10 protein-coding genes are annotated in these 14410 nt (G+C 72.3%); 4 read left to right on the top strand and 6 right to left on the bottom strand.

The window, feature by feature from the left end:
* The first annotated feature begins 171 nt into the window (after window positions 1-171).
* The 4 genes from F4553_RS32250 to F4553_RS32235 all read left to right on the top strand — a co-directional run bounded on the left by F4553_RS32250 (window position 172) and on the right by F4553_RS32235 (window position 3696).
* A complete protein-coding gene (locus tag F4553_RS32250; RefSeq protein WP_184843766.1) occupies window positions 172-384 on the top strand; it encodes a hypothetical protein in 213 nt (70 codons plus the stop codon).
* Window positions 385-439: 55 nt separating this feature from the next.
* A complete protein-coding gene (locus F4553_RS32245) occupies window positions 440-2014 on the top strand; it encodes a gamma-glutamyltransferase family protein (protein ID WP_184843763.1) in 1575 nt (524 codons plus the stop codon).
* A 67-nt stretch (window positions 2015-2081) separates the two neighbouring features.
* Window positions 2082-2609: a SigE family RNA polymerase sigma factor gene (locus F4553_RS32240; RefSeq protein ID WP_184843760.1), complete on the top strand. Its 528-nt coding sequence runs from the start codon at window positions 2082-2084 to the stop codon at window positions 2607-2609.
* Window positions 2602-3696, top strand: a complete 1095-nt coding sequence (locus F4553_RS32235; RefSeq protein WP_184843757.1) for a hypothetical protein — start codon at window positions 2602-2604, stop codon at window positions 3694-3696. The genes F4553_RS32240 and F4553_RS32235 overlap by 8 nt, the downstream gene beginning before the upstream one ends.
* Before the next feature lie 44 nt (window positions 3697-3740).
* On the opposite strand, the gene F4553_RS32230 is transcribed toward F4553_RS32235, so the two are convergent.
* From F4553_RS32230 to F4553_RS32205, 6 genes are read right to left on the bottom strand one after another with little or no spacing between them, the layout of a single operon-like run.
* Window positions 3741-4985 carry a hypothetical protein gene (locus F4553_RS32230; protein WP_184843754.1) on the bottom strand — a complete coding sequence of 415 codons (1245 nt, stop codon included), beginning with the start codon at window positions 4983-4985 and terminating at the stop codon, window positions 3741-3743.
* Window positions 4982-6613, bottom strand: coding sequence for a hypothetical protein (locus tag F4553_RS32225; RefSeq protein ID WP_184843751.1), 1632 nt, complete (start codon window positions 6611-6613; stop codon window positions 4982-4984). The genes F4553_RS32230 and F4553_RS32225 overlap by 4 nt, the downstream gene beginning before the upstream one ends.
* Window positions 6613-8685 carry a serine/threonine-protein kinase gene (locus F4553_RS32220; RefSeq protein ID WP_184843748.1) on the bottom strand — a complete coding sequence of 691 codons (2073 nt, stop codon included), beginning with the start codon at window positions 8683-8685 and terminating at the stop codon, window positions 6613-6615. The genes F4553_RS32225 and F4553_RS32220 overlap by 1 nt, the downstream gene beginning before the upstream one ends.
* Window positions 8678-8818 (bottom strand): hypothetical protein, encoded by a 141-nt coding sequence (locus F4553_RS32215; protein WP_221470565.1) that lies wholly within the window; start codon window positions 8816-8818, stop codon window positions 8678-8680. Before F4553_RS32215 ends, F4553_RS32220 begins: the two co-directional genes overlap by 8 nt.
* Window positions 8819-8823: 5 nt before the next feature.
* Window positions 8824-11229: a hypothetical protein gene (locus tag F4553_RS32210; RefSeq protein ID WP_184843742.1), complete on the bottom strand. Its 2406-nt coding sequence runs from the start codon at window positions 11227-11229 to the stop codon at window positions 8824-8826.
* Window positions 11226-14393 carry a tubulin-like doman-containing protein gene (locus tag F4553_RS32205; protein WP_184843739.1) on the bottom strand — a complete coding sequence of 1056 codons (3168 nt, stop codon included), beginning with the start codon at window positions 14391-14393 and terminating at the stop codon, window positions 11226-11228. Before F4553_RS32205 ends, F4553_RS32210 begins: the two co-directional genes overlap by 4 nt.
* Window positions 14394-14410: the final 17 nt, after the last annotated feature.

Genomic DNA, 14410 nt, shown 5'->3' with positions numbered 1-14410 from the left:
CTGAAATGTTTCCGCAAGAGCTTGCAAGACATGACGTGTTTACAGCAGGGACAGCAAGATCCGCGCAGATTGGGCCCAAAAGTGCGCGGATATGGACTTACTTCACTAATAGCCAGATACTGGTCTGAGGCGGCCGTCCTTTCCGTTGTCCACAGACGACAGGAGTCCCCCATGGATCTGGTCAACGCCCTGCTCTCCGCGATCGGTGACCTGCTCTCCACCATCGGCTCACTCCTCGGTGGAGTGCTGCCGGGTGGTGCACCCGGTCTCCCCGATCTCCCGGGAGTACCCGATCTGCCCGTGCCGGGAGTGCCGGGCCTGCCGGTGCCACCCGTGCCGGGCCTGCCCGCACCAGGGCTGCCACCACTCCCCCCGCTGCCGTAGCGGGAGGTGCTGAATCATCCTGCCGGGCACCGGCGACACCCGGCAGGATGAGCACATGCGCACACCCGTCTACGCCCCGCGCGGCGTCGTCGCCACCAGCCAGCCGCTCGCCGCCCAGGCCGGTCTCGCCGTGCTCCGCGAGGGCGGCTCCGCCGTCGACGCGGCCGTCGCCGCCGCGATCACGCTCACCGTGGTGCAGCCCGGTTCCAACGACATCGGCGGCGATCTCTTCGCCCTCGTCTGGGACGGTGCACAGCTGCACGGATACAACGGATCCGGGCGCTCCCCCGCCGCGCTGACGCTGGAGCGGATGGTCGCGGGTGGCGGGACGCCGACGGGTGCCCTGGGTGGCGCGCAGGGTGCGGCGGAGTCGGCGCCGCCACCGCGCGGCTGGCTGCCCGTGACCGTGCCCGGCGCGCCCGCGGGCTGGCGCGACCTGCACGCCCGCTTCGGCCGGGTGCCCTTCGAGCGGCTCTTCGCCGACGCGATCGGATACGCCGAGCACGGATTCACCGCGGCGGCCGGCCTGAGCCGGTCGTGGGCGCGCTCGGTGCGCGCGTTCGCGGAGATCGACGACCCGGCCTGCGCGGGCTGGGCGGAGGTCTTCGGCCGCGCGCCGCGTCCCGGTGAGATCGTCCGCAACTCCGGCGCCGCGCGCACGTTGCGCCTCCTATCCGGTACGCGCTGCGCCGCCTTTTACACCGGCGAGGTGGCCGACGCGCTGGACCGCTTCGCGGCGGCGACGGGCGGCCTGCTCACCGGCGACGACCTCGCCGCCCACGAGGGCGACTGGGTGGCCCCGATGAGCGCGGACTACCGCGGCCACACCGTGCACGAGCTGCCGCCCAACGGGCAGGGCGTCGCGGCGCTGCAGGCGTTCGCCCTGCTCGACGGCTTTACCGGCACCGACCCGCACCGCCAGATCGAGGCGATGAAGCTGGGCTTCGCCGACGCGCACGCCTACGTCGCCGACCCGCGCACCCCCACGCCGGACCTGCTCGATCCGTCCTATGTGGCGGCCCGGCGGGCGCTCATCACCGAGGTGGCCGGCGAGCCCGGACCCGGCGACCCGATGCGCGGCGGCACCGTCTACCTCGCCGCGGCCGACGGCGACGGCATGATGGTCTCGCTGATCCAGTCGACCTACCTGGGGTTCGGGTCCTATGTGGTGCTTCCCGGTTACGGCTTCGGCCTGCAGAACCGGGGCGCCGGGTTCAGCCTCGACCCGGCGCACCCCAACGTCGCGGCGGGCGGCAAGCGGCCCTTCCACACCATCATCCCCGGCTTCCTCAGCCGCGACGGCGAGCCGGTCGGCCCCTTCGGCGTGATGGGCGGCCACATGCAGCCGCAGGGGCACGTGCAGCTCATCAGCGCCACCCTCGACGACGGGCTCGACCCGCAGGCGGCCCTGGCCCGACCCCGCTGGTACTGGCACGCCGGCCGGAACGTGACCGTGGAGTCGGACTTCCCCGCCGCGGCCGTCGCCGACCTGCGGCGGCGCGGGCACGCCGTCACCGTCACCGACGACCCCTCGGACTTCGGGATGGGACAGGCGATCTGGCGGCTGCCCGCGGGCGGCTACGTCGCGGGCTCCGAGCCCCGCGCCGACGGGCTCGCCGCGGGATATTGAAGCGGTGCCGGGCTCAACAGACGGGCCGCCCGCCGCGTTGGAGTGGTGACCATTGAAGGAGCCGCCCGTGACATACGACGAATTCCTCGCCACCCGACTCGCCGCTCTGCTGCGCTACGCCACCGTGCTCACCTGCGATCCGCACCTCGCCCAGGACATCGTGCAGAACGTGCTGCTCCGGGCACAGTCCCGCTGGCGCCGGATCACCGCGCTGGACCAGCCCGAGGCGTACGTCAAGCGCATGGTCCTCAACGAGTTCCTGTCGTGGCGCCGCAGGCTCGCCAACCGCTGGGTCAGCCTGCCCCCGCCCGAGGCACTGCCGACGACGGACCCCACCGGTGCCGTCGTCGAACGCCGGACGCTGGTCGGGCTGATCGCCACCCTGCCGCCCCGGCAGCGCGCGGTGATCGTGCTGCGCTTCTATGAGGACCTCACCGACCCGGAGATCGCGGTGCTGCTCGACTGCCGGATCAGTACCGTCCGCAGCCACAGCTCCCGTGCCATCGCCACCCTGCGAGCCGCGCTCGCTGACGGCACCGCCGCAGCCGACGACGTGCTGCTGCCCGAACCCATCGGAGGACGCATCCATGCTTGACGAAGACCAGATCCGGCTCGCCCTCACCGACCTCGCCCGGCGGGCACCGGCACCGGAGACGCTGCGCGCCGGGCTGGCCCGGGGAGCGGTCCTGCGCCGCCAGCGGCGGACGATGCTGCTCGCCGGTGGCGCGGTCGCCGCCGGGGTGGCGGTGCCCGCGGCGCTGCTCGGGTCGCGCGGCGGCCTGCCCGGCACGCTGCACCCGGGCAGCCGGGCGCGGACCGCGCCCGGCTCGCCGCTGCCGCCACCGGCACGCGAACCGGCGGTCCGGCCGGGCAACACCAGGATCGCGCTGCGCTACCGGCCGACCTGGCTGCCCGACGGCTTCGTCGAGAGCGGCCGGGACGCGACACTCGACCGCAGCGACCCCGCCTACCAGCAACGGCGCTGGTCCGCGCCGATCGATCCCGCCACCCACAACCCGAACACGGTGCCGCCCAACGTCGCGGTGCTGGTCGCGCCCGACGGACCCCTGGGTGCCGCCTTCATCGGCGACCTCGGCAGCCAGCCGGAGCAGGTCGCCGTCAACGGCCGCCCCGCGCTGGCCGGCCAGGTCGCCGGGGTCACCACGGTCGCCTGGCAGCCCCGGCCGGGGATCACGCTCCAGGTGGTCACCCACGAGGTGGTCGACGCGCTCGCCACCGCGCTGCGGGTCGCCGAGTCCGTCGTCGACGATCCCGGCGCGGCGACGGTCGAGTCCGCCCTCGCCTTCGGCTGGCTGCCCTCCTTCGGCTGGCTGCCGGCGGAGAAGTGGAAGGACGTGGTGGTGCGTACCCATGCCGACCCCGGCGGCGGCTGGTCCCAGGACCTCATGCTGCCCGGCCGCCTCTGGGTGCGCTATGGCAGGGAGACCAGCCGGGTGACCGGTCCGAACGCCCGTTCCGTGACCGTTCGCGGTACGGCCGGCCTCATCGACGTCGGCGACGACGGCACCGCGACCGCGCTGGAGATGTGGCTGCCCGACCGGATACACCTGTGGGTCACCACCGATCGGGCGGGCACGGCGACCCGTACCGATCTGATCCGCACCGCCGACGAGCTGCGCATCGGATCACGGCCCTACCTCGGGTGGATCGGCGGGCGCTGACCGCACGGGCAGCGGGCCCGGCCGGGCCCGCTGCCGGCTGCCCGCTATGAGCGGAGGTCCGGCTCCCGGCTCCCCACTCCGAACGCCAGGCCGACGCAGACCATCGTGAGCAGGAAGCTCGCGCCGTCGGCCGCGACGGGCAGGGCGCCCATGCTCATCGGAACCGGCAGGTCGCTGTCGAGGACGCCCAGGACCGGTGCCAGGAACGCCACGATGACCTGTGCGGCGATGCCCACGACGAGCAGCATCGGGAAGGTGCTCACCGTCGCCGGGCGGGCGTTGCGGACCGTCCGGCTCGCCAGGACCACGAGCTGCACGACGAGCACCAGGACGATCAGCACCAGCAGGAAGCGACCGTCGCCGAGCAGTTCCGCCGTCCGGTGCAGCTCGATCGGGGAGCCGAGCAGATCCGCGCCGGGTGGGCCCGCCACCGCCGAGAACTTCCCGTTCGGCAGCGCCTTGACCATGATCAGCGCACCGACCGCTAACACCGCGACGCCGCCCAGCACCACCGCGACCGCCCGGCCCAGCCTCGGCCACGGCTTCTGCGCCGAGGACCAGGTGGTGAAGTGCGCGACGACAAGCACGGTCGCGCAGCCGACGAACATCACCACCCCGGCACCGAGGTCGGCGGTGAAGGCGAACAGCGCCAGGCTCGGGAAGGTCACCGCGTAGAGCTGCACCAGCAGCGGCGGTCTGGGCGACTCGGGCTGGCCGAGCCACGCGGCGAGGAAGCCCACGGTCGCCGCCGACACGATCGGCGCCGGTGCGGCACCGAGGACGGTGCCGCCGATCGTGCCCACATAGCCCTGGGAGAGGAAGAGCGCGCCGACGGCGGCGAGTGCGACACCGAGGAAGATGTATGCCCAGTGGCGGCGCCACGCACCGACGATCCGGGCACCGAGCTGGTCCGCCCCGACGAACGCGGCGGTTCCCAGGGTGAAGAGGGCGAACTCCCGCAGCGCCATCCCCTCGTCGTTCTCGCGCAGCAGGAAGCCGACCTGGGCCAGCGAGCACACCATGATCAGGATCCCGCGCAGCTCGTAGGCGCCGCCGCCGTTGCGGACCTCCGCCCCGCGCGACGACGCGAAGAGCAGCAGCACCAGCACGCTGAGCAGGACCATCAGCGGTGTCAGCCACCAGGACCACCACGACCACCAGGGCGGGGACAGCCGACCTCCGGCGATGGTCCAGACGAGCGCCACCACCAGGCAGAGCGCACCCTGCAGCAGCGCGGCGGTGAAGTCCAGCGCGGTCGAGGCACCGGACCGGATGGGAGCACTGGTCATTGGGACGATCCGCCAATCCATGCGAGCCCCGCGAGGATGATGACCGAGAAGGTGACGACCAGGGCGAGCACCACGGTGTACTCGTCCCGTTCCCACCACTGGACACCGTCGGGGAGGTGATCCGCCTCGGTCTTGCGCTGGCGCCGACGGATCCCCTCGGCGTCCTCATAGGGCGACAGCCCGGAGGGCATCACCTGAATCGGCCTCGACGTCGGTTCGTCCAGGGTCGGCACCCGGGCCGGTGGGTCCCAGCGCTCGGACGCCGGTGCAGGCGCCTGCACCGGCCGTGTCGGTGCCGCCGACGGGACCGGTTCCGCGGATGCGACCGGTTCCGCGGATGCGACCGGCTCGGCGGATGCGACCGGCTCGAGCCGGTCTGCCTGCTCTGGCCGTTCTGTCTGCTCGAGCCGCTCTGTCTGCTCGGGTGGTTCGGCCTGCCCGAGCGGGCCGGCCGGAAGCGAGAGCTCGGGCAGGACGGGCAGGTCGGGCAGGTCCGGTAGCTCCGGCAGGCGGGTCGGGTCGGACAGGGGGGTCGGCTCGGGCAGCTCGGCATGGCTCGGCCCGGAAGTCAGGTCGTCGGCGGGCAGCTCAGGTTGCTTGTCGGCGGGCGGCTCCGGCTGCGCCGCGGGGGTGCGACCGGTAACGGCCTCGAACTCCGGCTCCGTGGGCAGCGGGTCGGCCGAGATCTCCAGCCACGGGCTCCCCCGGCCCGTCGTGATGGCATCCGCCGTCACGGCATCCGGCGACGTGGCATCCGGCGGCGTCACGACGGTGGGCGGCGCCTGCTCCGCAGCCTCGGCAGGCTCCACCCGCGCGGGCGCAGCCACCGGCTCCATCCAGGCCGGACTTTTTCCAGACTCGTCGTCGGGCTCCCAACCACTGCGCAGCCAGTGGCGGACGGCCCTCAGCGCTCGGGCCTGGTCGCCCTCGGAGCGCGGCGGCGGATCACCGAGGTCGAGCCACCTGCGGCTGCTCGCGAAGCCGGAGAATTCCGGTGGCGCCGAGGTGAAGACGAACTGCGGCAGCGCCGCATCGGCGGTCTGCGTCTCGCTGGTGGAGAAGGTCCACAGTGTCCGGTCGAGCCGCCCGACACACTGCTGCGCCGCCCAGAGCAGCGCTCGCGCATCGGTGTTGTGCAGCTTGATGGTGAAGCTGGCCCCCGGATCGCTCAGGATGTGGTCGACGAGCGCGACCAGCTCGCCCGCATCGACCGCCGACCGCTCCACCCCGGTGTCGCTGTCCGCGATCGTGCCCGGCGGGAACTCCGGCCAGGGTCCGCCACCCCAGTCGGGCGGATCGTCGAGGGCGCGCAGGGCGACCGCCCGCCTGAAGGTGATCTCCGATGGCGGGCCGATCAGCGCCACCGTCCGCGCCGTGTCGCGGCCCTCCGCCCGCGCCGGCTGCCGCAGCAGCAGCACCGCGTCGTCGTCGAAGCGCAGATAGCAGGTGCTGGGGTTGCGATCCCGCTGGGGCAGCGTCACCCGGCTGAGCAGCCGGTGCTGCCACTGCTCGGTCTCGGTGGACGACATGGTGCTGGCGATCGACCCCATGCCCTGTCGGCCGCCGATTCGGCGCCAGCCGAAAACGATCATGTGTACGGGACGGTCCGGCTCCCTCGCGGCGGACATCAGGACGCCTCCGACTGCGTCCAGCCGGGCAGGACGCCGGTCATCACCAGCAGCGAGAGCAGCGGATCGAGGCAGCGCTGCGGACGGGCGCCGAAACGGAACTCGCCCGCGTCGTCGTGGCCGCCGCCGGTGGCGGAGACGAAGTGCAGCGTGCAGCGGCGACTGCGGCTGAAGGGGGTGAGCAGCGGCACCCGGTTCTGGCCGTGCAGGAAGGCGTAGCCGTCCCGGCTCTCCGCGACGATGCGGTCCCGGTCGATCTGGTGTTTGCCCCGGTCCCGCAGCCGGATCCACTGATCGATCGGCTCGGTGAAGCGCAGCTTGTCGCTCTGGGAGATGACGATCGCCGACGGCACGTCCAGCAGCCCGTCCGGGCCCTGCCGGTAGCTCAGCCGGTCCAGCACGGCACCGAAGGTGGTGTCCTTCTCCTCGTTGGGCTTGGGCGCGGCGTTGACCACGAAGATCAGCGCGTCCACGGCCGCGAGGAACTGCGTGGCGCGCGGCCGCTGCTGGTGGTTGCCGGGCAGGAACAGCTCACCGGCGACGTCGAAGAACATCAGCGGGTGCACGGCGCCCGCGACATAGAGCATGACGCCGTCGGCGAAGTTCGCCGCCGAGTCGCTCGCCTGCGTGTGCTCCAGCGTCCTGCGGTCGTCGTAGAGGCGCACCACCCGGTTCTGCCGGAACTGGTCGTGGGCGGCGATGTCGACGGCGCCGGTGTTGATGCCGAAGGACGCGAGCCCCTCGTCCTCGATCTCCCGCATGATGCCCGCGAGCAGGTGCGACTTGCCGGCGAGGCTCTGTCCGACGATGCCGACGCTGATCGGCCGGTCGCTGCGCAGATACTGCACCGGCAGGTAGTGCGGCTCGGCGTCCTTGGACGGGTTGGGGCAGCGCTTGAAGGCGTGCCGCATCGCCTCCTCGCGCTTGCTCACGTCGGTCACACCGGTGAGCGGCAGCGCCTGGTAGGTCCCGGTGGCGTTGTCCCGGATGAAGAGGTCGGTCGGCTGCCACTCGACCGTGTCGAGGCACATGTAGCAGCGGCGCGGCACGAACTCCGAGCGCGCCCGCTGCGGCGGGGGCGGGGGCGGCGGTGCCGATCGCCACCAGCTCCGCTTCACCGGCCGCTCTCCGGCGGAGCTCTGACCGCGCGCGGCCGGTGCCGCCTCCGTGCGGTGCCGCTTGTCCGTGACGACATCGAGGAAGCGCTGCGCTCCCGCCGCCATCGCGCCGTCGACCGGCCGGACCGCGTTGCGGGGCGGCTCGATGGAGAGCCGGGACAGCACCGTGAGGGCGTCCGGCCGCATCGAGCCGCGCGGTGCGAGCGTGTCGGCGAGGAGCTGGCCGTATTTCGGTCCGAGCTGCGCCGGCTGTGGCGGGTTCGCCGCGGTGGCCTGCTGGCCGGAGATGAGATAGCTCAGCACGACCGCCGCGCTCCAGATGTCGTCGCGCCGCTCGACGTGCCCGCTGCCCGACCGCTGCTCGGGCGAGGCCCAGGGCAGGCTGCCGATCGGCGAGCGGGGCTCCTTCTCCAGCGCCGCCATGGCGAAGCCGTCGAAGACCGCGCGGTCACCGGTCCACCGGATCGTGTCGGGCGTGATGCCCCGGTGCACGATCCCGCAGTCGGCGAGGCAGGCGAGGCCGCTGAAGAGGTCGACGATGACCTGCTCGAGATCGGCGACGAGCAGGCGCCCGGCCACGTCGCGCAGTGGTCGGCCGGCCGACGGATGCCAGAGCACGAACGGCTCGCCGCGATCCACGGCGTACCCGATGATCTTGGGAAGCATCCGGGGGTAGTCGGCGGGTTCGTAGCGGCGCTGCAACCGCAGCCCCGCACAGATCTCGCTCTCCAGCCGCAGCTCCAGCGCCGCCCGGTCGCGGGACTCGGTGCTGCCCGTGATCCGGCGCTGGAAGATCCGCTGACCGCTCTCGGTCGTCAGGGAGCGCGAGCGCATGCCGCCGTCGCGGTGGTCGCCGCCGGACTCGAGGTCCGGCCCCGCGCTCACACCCCACTCGACCTCGTCGCCGTCCACCGTGGTGAAGAGGACCGATGAGTCGTCCATCGGGTTATACACGTCCGCCTCCGCGGTTGCCACGTCGAAGTGCCTGGATCGTCATCGCCATGGCGCTCACGGTGATGCCCAGCAGGAGAAGCATCAGCACGGCCCGGGCGGCATGCGTACCGAAGTCGACCTCGGCCACGGTCACGCGGCTCATGCGATGTCCCGCCGCTCACCCTGGCCGCCGGCCTCCTCGAGCTGGGCGTAGGAGACGCCCGCCCGCAGGGGCACGATGTTGAGCACGCCGGCGGCGGTACCGGACTCGGTCCAGATCACGTCGCCCTCGCCGAAGCTCCGGCTGCGCTCGACCGGTTCGCCCAGGTTGTCGGTGAGGGCCATCCTCGCCGTACGCGGTGCGAACCGCAGTGTCCCGCTCGCCGTCGAGACCTCCCGGCTGAGCATCTGGACCTGGCTGTCCGAGCAGAGCTGCCGGACGGGCCGGCTGACCGCGACCGCCTGGCGGAGGTGGCTGACATCGCGCCACCACGCGAGCGTGAGCTGCTCGCGTTCGGACCGGACGAGCCACCCCGGCGGCGGATCCTGGATGCCCCAGCGCCCGACGTAGGCGTGGTATTCGGCGAGCCGCTCCCGGGCCTGCCGGTCGGCCCGGTCGGCCATGCCGTCGAGGTAGTGGTCGCGCGCCTCGGCCCAGCGATCGGTCATCACCATCAGCACCAGCCCGGTCAGGTCGTGCCGGACGACCGCACCGACCGCCCCGATCGTGACGCCGGTCAGCTCGGCCTCGGGCGAGGCGAGCGTGTCCTGCGCCGACACGTCCTGGCTGAGCTGCTGGGCGTGCGCGGTCATCGCACCGCTGGTCGCGTCGAGGGAGCTGGCGAGCGCCCGGACGGTGTCGGAGGCCTGGTGCCGGGCGTCGGTGAGGACCCACTCCGCCGACGCCTCCCGCCAGACGGCGTCGAGCCTGCTCTCGGCCCCGCGCAGGTCGTGCACGGGCAGTTCCCGTCGCCAGGCGCGGACCAGCAGCGACCACCAGAGCAGCGGGGTGAGCAGCGCCAGCAGCAGGCCGGTGCCGACGAGCGCCCACGCGACCCCCTCCGGCAGCGAGTTGCGCATATCCTCGGGGACCGAGACGAGATCGGTGGCCGAGAGGACCAGGGCCACGGCTGCGCCGAGCGCGGCGACGGCCGCGACGGCCGCGACCGTGAGGATGTCGGCACCGAGGCTGGCGGAGGTCTGGCCGAGGCTGAACCGCTTGCGCCGCACCGCCACCGCGCCCAGCACCAGCAGCAGCACCGCCAGCGGCGTGGTGACCATGCTGGCCGGCGCCCAGACTCCCGCGAGCAGCGGTGCGATCAGCGTCAGCAGCAGGACCACCGGATTGCCGAAGCCGGCGGGCATCGGGGGCGGCCCGGCGAGCCGCTTCATCGCCGCCGGCGGGCAGGCCTGCTCGGTCTGCGGCACGCGGGCCGCGCTGCCCATCGGGAGCAGCCAGGTGGCCGCGTCGTAGAGCTGGCGTACCGTCTGCTCGATCGGGCGGCCCGACTCGACGGAGAGCTGCACGAGCCGGCGTACGTCGGGGATCGCCGACGGCTGCGTGACGGGCGCGTCGGCGAGCACGATCCCCTCCGCGCGCAGCTTCGTCCGCCGCTGCTCGTCGGTGCCGGCGTCGGCGGCGAGGAAGACCGCGGCGAGCGTCAGGCGGTAGTTCTCCAGCGCGGTCACCGCCTGCCGGAAGAGCATCGGCATCGTGGTGCCGCGCCGCGAGGAGAGCAGCCCCCACGGCCGTCCGGACCGGCGGATCAGCTGCTCGACCTCGGTGATCGCGGTCGCCGCCGCGGACCGGGCGGCGCCGAGGCGTCCGCCGGGCACGGTCGGGTCCGGTGGCACGAAGTTCTTGAGCACCGCGGTGAGCTCCGCGTCGGCGGCGGCACCGTCCGGGTCCGCCGCGAGGCGTACGGCACCCGAGGTCAGCTCCGTCAGCACCCTGGTCTGCACCAGGGTCAGCACGCTCTCGTCGAGGCGGCTGGAGACCAGGCGTACGCCGGGCACCGCCACTTGCGTCGGCGCCTGGCCCACGCGGACCATCACCTGGCTGAAGACCTCGGGCGCCGTCAGCGCCTCGATCAGATCACGCAGCGGCACGGGGTCGCCGCCACCGATCGGCGCGGCCGTCGGACGGATGATCGTGTCGGGGCCGCTGCCGGGGATCCAGGAGATGCCCTGCTTGTCGCCGACCCAGAGCACCGCGGTGAGCTCGGTACGCAGGATCGACGGCACGACGACCGCGATCTGTTCCGCCGGCACCGCCATCCCGATCGCCACGCAGATGACCTGCTTCACGGCGGCCGAGTTGAGGATCATGGCCAGCGCGGCGCTGTGGTCGAAGAGCGAGCCCGCGTCGTCGATGATGACGAGCCGGCTCAGGTCGAGCCCGTCACCGATCCGGTCGGGGTGCATGGTGGCGACGGCACGGTCCCGCACGTAGTCGTTGAAGTGCGCGAAGGTGAGCAGGTCCGCGTAGTCGTGGCGCAGGTCGACGACCGGCACCCGCCCGTCGCCGTCGGTGTGCCCGAGGCCCGGTCCGGCGTGGACGGTCATCGCACCTCTCCCGCCCGGCCGCCCCGCAGGTCGCAGGTGTATTCCAGCTCCCGGAGCGAATCGCCGTTGGGCGCCTCGCCGAGGAAGGTCCGGTCGCGGGCCGACGTGACCGTCGACTCCCAGAAGGAGATGAGCTGCTCGCAGCGGCGCCGGCTGCTGGCCGGCATCCGCTCGCGCATCTCCGAGAGCACCTTGATCTCGCGGCCCGCCAGCGTGTTGACGAAGTGGAGATAGAGCGGGTCGGGATCGGTGAGGCGGCCGGAGAATCCGTTGGGCATGGACTCCATCAGCTCACCGCAGAAGTTCAGCCGGACCTCGCTGCCGTCGGCGAGCGTCCACTCCTCGTACGCGCGCAGCAGGCTCCCCCACGACGACGACGCGCCGAACGGGGTGAGGTCGAGCCGCATCTTCTCCGACCCGGAGTCGCCCGCGTCGAGCGAGATGCGGACCGACTCGGGCGAGTCCCGGTCGCCGGTGACGGCGAACTGCCCGTTCCACATCGCCGCCAGCATGCGCTGGAGGATCTGGATGCGGTGCGCCTCGGTCGTGGCGAGCCAGTCCTGGTCGAAGCCGAGCCGCTGCCGCCACGGCAGGTAGTAGTCGCTCTTGGGCGCCTTCACCGCGTCGGCCCACGTCCGCAGGACGCTGCGCAGCTCGCTCACCTCGGTGACGCCCATCCCGGAGCGGACGAAGACGACGGTGATCGCCTCGGGCTCCGCCCACTGGAACTGCGTCGGCACGATGTTCTTGCCCTGCGGCAGGCGCAGCGTCTCGGCGAGGAACCGCTCGGTCTCGGCGTCCCCGGTGTCGGCGGGGTAGACGACGAGCACGCTGAGCCTGCCGGTGCCCTCCGGTACGAACGCCGCGGGGATCATCCCGGACAGCGTGGCGACGAAGGACTGCACGTCGGACTCGGCGACCGGTACGTCCCGGGTCCGCTTCGCGGCACTGGAGAGCAGGTGGCGCATGTGCGGCAGGAGCGGACCGTCGCCGTCGCCGCCGTCCCGGAGGATCTTGACGACCTCCTGCTTGAGGCGGGCGAGGATGATGCGGACGCCGTATTCGGGGCCCTGGCCGGTGGTGAGGCTGGCCGAGAGGGCCTCGCGCCAGCCGTCCGGGCCGAGCATCGCCGCGACGATCTCACCCTCGGTGGCGTTGGGGCGCAACCGCTTCGCGGCGAAACCGGCCACCAGGCGGCGCAGCATCAGCTCGTAGGTGTGCTCCAGCTCCGTCCGGGGAGGCAGCAGGTAGGTGACGCCGACCCGCGTCCGGTAGAGCTCGTCGGCCCGCCGCGAGAAGACCTCCTCGCTGTTGTTCTCGTGGTCGGCGAGTTCGTCGACGAGGGCGCGCAGGTGGCGTACGAAGCGGTCGAGCTGGCCGTGCCAGCGTCCCCGGTGCTCGTTCCAGGCGGCGTGCCAGCAGCGGTTGGTGCGGTAGCGGTACCACTCGTTCTGCTGCTCGATCGCCGATCGCACCACCGGGTCGGAGAAGTGGGCCTTTTTGAAGATCCGGTTCTTCACCGCGGTCAGCGGCGGCGGGTTGACGCCGAGGTCCTTGTTGGCCGGGGTCGGCGGCGTACGCCGGATCTCCATCACGCCCTCGACGCCGCGCTGGTCGATGTCCTCGGTGAGGGCGGGATCGCCGCAGACGACGCGCTTGAGCCGGAAGACGTCGATGTCGCCGAGGACCCGCAGCCCGCCCTCGCTCGGGTTGAAGTCCTTCGCGAGATCCGGAGTACGCCGGACCAGGTCCTGGTCGAGGCTGTCGAGCCCCTCCGCCATCCGCTTGAGCCGCTGCTGCAGCGTACGCATGATCTCGGTGGCGCCCTTGACGGCGGCGGGGTCCTGGAAGGGCGCTGCCGCCCGTTCCCAGATCGCGCCGACGTTGGCGCCCATGAAGAAGTTCTTGATGTGGTCCCGGTTGGACTCGGCCCGGCCGGGCGGCGCGGGCAGCAGCTCGCGGACGCCCCGGGCGAGCAGCCGGCCGGCGAACATGTCGGCGAGGTCGTCGAAGGGCACGGTGAGCGAGCCGACGAGGCTGGTGGAGACCGCCTGGCTGCCGATCTTGGTCCGGGCGAGGGCCTGCCGGTTGATCGAGCTGTTGATGAAGCTCGCCGCGAAGGACTGGTCGCCGCCGCCGGACTGGCTCGACTTCGGCTGCTCCAGACCGACGAGGGAGAGGATCAGCGCGACGACGGAGCGGTGCAGGTCGTCGCGGTCGATCCCGGCGCTCTTGCTGAAGAGGAACGCGGTCTGCGCCGAGCCGAGCGTCATCTCGATGACCTCGTCGGGGTAGGTCACGTGCAGCCCGCCCCGGTCGCGGTTGGGCACGAGCTCGCCGTGGCTGCGCTGGTCGACGTTGACATCGTCGATGAGCCGGAAGAGGTCGAGCAGCGCCCGGCCGGCGTTGAGCGCCGCGTAGAGGCCGCCGCCCTTGCCCTCGTCGAAGGCGGACGGCATCAGCACCAGCGGGTAGACGTTGGCCTTGAGGTGCTCCTTGGCGAAGGCCGACTCGATGATGTGAAGGTAGTCGTAGAAGATGCCGGCGCCGGTGCCGCCCGCCACAGAGAAGGCGACGAAGACGTCGATCGGCTCCATCCGCGCGGTGAGGTCGCGGTTGAGCTTGCGCAGCTCGCCAGCGGAATTCTTGATCTTCCCGATCGCGTCGGTGATCGGGCGGCGGGCGATGTCGATGCCGCCGGAGACCGTCTCGAAGAGCGCCGCCCGGCCGACCGTCGGCAGCTGCCCGGCACCGACGCGCAGCGGGGTCACCATCGGCTCGTGCTCCGCCGAGGGCAGCCAGTCGCGGACCTGGTCGCGGACCCGTACGCGCAGGTTCTTCGCCACCTCGGGGTAGCTGTTGAACTGCGGCAGCAGGTCGTAGGCGTAGTAGGCGTTGCGGCTGGCGACATCGGCGTACTCCTCGTTGGGCACGGAGCGCCGGCGCAGCCGCGCCATCTCGTCCTCGCTGAGGTCGGCGTAGAGGAACTGCAGGCAGGACGGGAGCTGGAAGGCCTGCAACTCCTGCAGGTTGAAGTCGGGGCCGTGCAGCTTGAGGCCGTCGGCACCGCAGAGCTCCTCACGGAGCCGGCGTTCGAGCTCGGCGCCGATCCGGCAGCCGGTGCCGCCCAGCCCCACGAACATCACAGGGTGATACAGATGCATCGGGATGACTCCTCTCA

The organism is Allocatelliglobosispora scoriae, assembly GCF_014204945.1.
Classification (GTDB): Bacteria; Actinomycetota; Actinomycetes; order Mycobacteriales; family Micromonosporaceae; genus Allocatelliglobosispora; species Allocatelliglobosispora scoriae.
Note: the sequence above shows the minus strand (reverse complement) of the source record. Positions and strands in the feature narration are given on the sequence as shown.

Bases quoted from the DNA above. Each gene is read 5' to 3' on its own strand.
- F4553_RS32250 (WP_184843766.1), top strand. From the start codon at position 172: ATGGATCTGGTCAACGCCCTGCTCTCCGCGATCGGTGACCTGCTCTCC.
- F4553_RS32245 (WP_184843763.1), top strand. From the start codon at position 440: ATGCGCACACCCGTCTACGCCCCGCGCGGCGTCGTCGCCACCAGCCAG.
- F4553_RS32235 (WP_184843757.1), top strand. From the start codon at position 2,602: ATGCTTGACGAAGACCAGATCCGGCTCGCCCTCACCGACCTCGCCCGG.
- F4553_RS32230 (WP_184843754.1), bottom strand. From the start codon at position 4,985: ATGACCAGTGCTCCCATCCGGTCCGGTGCCTCGACCGCGCTGGACTTC.
- F4553_RS32225 (WP_184843751.1), bottom strand. From the start codon at position 6,613: ATGTCCGCCGCGAGGGAGCCGGACCGTCCCGTACACATGATCGTTTTC.
- F4553_RS32210 (WP_184843742.1), bottom strand. From the start codon at position 11,229: ATGACCGTCCACGCCGGACCGGGCCTCGGGCACACCGACGGCGACGGG.
- F4553_RS32205 (WP_184843739.1), bottom strand. From the start codon at position 14,393: ATGCATCTGTATCACCCTGTGATGTTCGTGGGGCTGGGCGGCACCGGC.